Raw genomic sequence first — 1351 nt, 5'->3', positions numbered from 1 at the left:
ACACCACGCCGGAGCGGCTGGGCCGGCTGCGGACGGTGTTCCGCGCGGACGGCATCGTCACCGCGGGCTCGGCCTCGCCGCTGTCGGACGGGGCCGCGGCGTTGGTGGTGGCGAGCGAAAGCGCGGTGGCGCGGTACGGGCTCACCCCGCGGGCTCGGATCGTCGGCTCGGCCTCGGCCGGGGTCGAGCCGCACCTGATGGGTCTGGGGCCGGTGCCCGCGACCGAGAAGGTGCTGGCGCGGGCGGGCCGACAGGTGGGCGATCTCGACGCGGTGGAGCTGAACGAGGCGTTCGCGGCCCAGGCCCTGGCCGTGATCGGCCGGCTCAAGCTGGACGAGGCCACCGTCAACGCCGACGGCGGCGCGATAGCGCTGGGTCATCCGCTCGGATGCTCGGGGGCGCGCATTCTGCTCACCCTGATGGGCAGGTTGGAGCGCGAGGACGCCCGCCGTGGGCTGGCCACGTTGTGCGTGGGAGTCGGCCAGGGCGTCGCGATGCTGGTGGAGCGGGTATGACCGGCACCTACCGAACGCTGTTGGTCGAAGAGCGCGCGGACCGGGTGGTGGTCTCGCTGCACCGCCCGGAGGTCCGCAACGCGATCAGCGGCGCGATGATCGAGGAACTGCACGACGTGTGCGCCTCGTTGGAGCGCGAACCGCGTTTCCTGTTGCTCACCGGGCACGGGGACACCTTCGCCGGTGGCGCCGACATCGGCGAACTCGCCCGCCGGGGGCGCGAGGACGCGCTGCGCGGGATCAACAGCAGGCTCTTCGACCGGGTGCACCGGCTACCGATGCCCACCCTGGCCGCGGTGGACGGCTGGGCGCTCGGCGGCGGCGCCGAGTTGGCGTACGCCTGCGACCTGCGCATCGCCGGTCCCGACGCGAAGTTCGGCAACCCCGAACCCGGCCTGGGCATCATCGCCGCGGCCGGCGCCTGCCGACGGTTGCCGGAGCTGGTCGGCGCGTCGGTGGCCAAACAGGTCCTGCTCGCGGGGCGCACCCTGGACGCCGAGTCGGCGCGAGCGGTCGGCCTGGTGATGGACGTGGTGCCGGCGCCGTCGCTGATCGAGCACGCGCACCGGGTGCTCGACCGGATGGGCAGGTCGTCCGCGATAGCGCTGCGCCTGACCAAGCTCGTGGTCGACTCCCCGGGTGCCCATCCGGTGGCCGACGACCTCGCGCAGGCCGTGCTGTTCGAGGGGTCGGACAAAAGGGATCGGATGAACGCGTACCTGGCGAAGGGGAGCGAGACCTCATGACGATGACGGCAGCGGCGGCGACATCGGCGGTGACGGCGTGACGACGGTGGCGGGACGCGTCGGCGTCATCGGCGGCGGGCGGATGGGCGC

General features: G+C 73.4%; 2 protein-coding genes. Both read left to right on the top strand.

The window, feature by feature from the left end:
- Positions 1–515, top strand: a 515-nt coding sequence (locus GT354_RS02750) for a thiolase family protein (RefSeq protein WP_161354542.1), incomplete at its 5' end; no start/stop codon positions are given.
- Positions 512–1261: an enoyl-CoA hydratase/isomerase family protein gene (locus tag GT354_RS02745; RefSeq protein ID WP_161354541.1), complete on the top strand. Its 750-nt coding sequence runs from the start codon at positions 512–514 to the stop codon at positions 1259–1261. The genes GT354_RS02750 and GT354_RS02745, both read left to right, overlap by 4 nt.
- The last annotated feature ends 90 nt before the right edge of the window (positions 1262–1351 follow it).

Origin of the sequence: Streptomyces sp. SID3343 (assembly GCF_009865215.1) — a bacterium.
In the GTDB taxonomy this organism is placed as follows: Bacteria; Actinomycetota; Actinomycetes; order Streptomycetales; family Streptomycetaceae; genus Embleya.
The sequence above is the reverse complement of the archived record's forward strand: the minus strand, read 5'-3'. Positions and strand labels throughout refer to the sequence as shown.

Excerpts from the sequence above, each read along its gene's own strand:
- GT354_RS02745 (WP_161354541.1), top strand. The coding sequence starts at position 512 with ATGACCGGCACCTACCGAACGCTGTTGGTCGAAGAGCGCGCGGACCGG.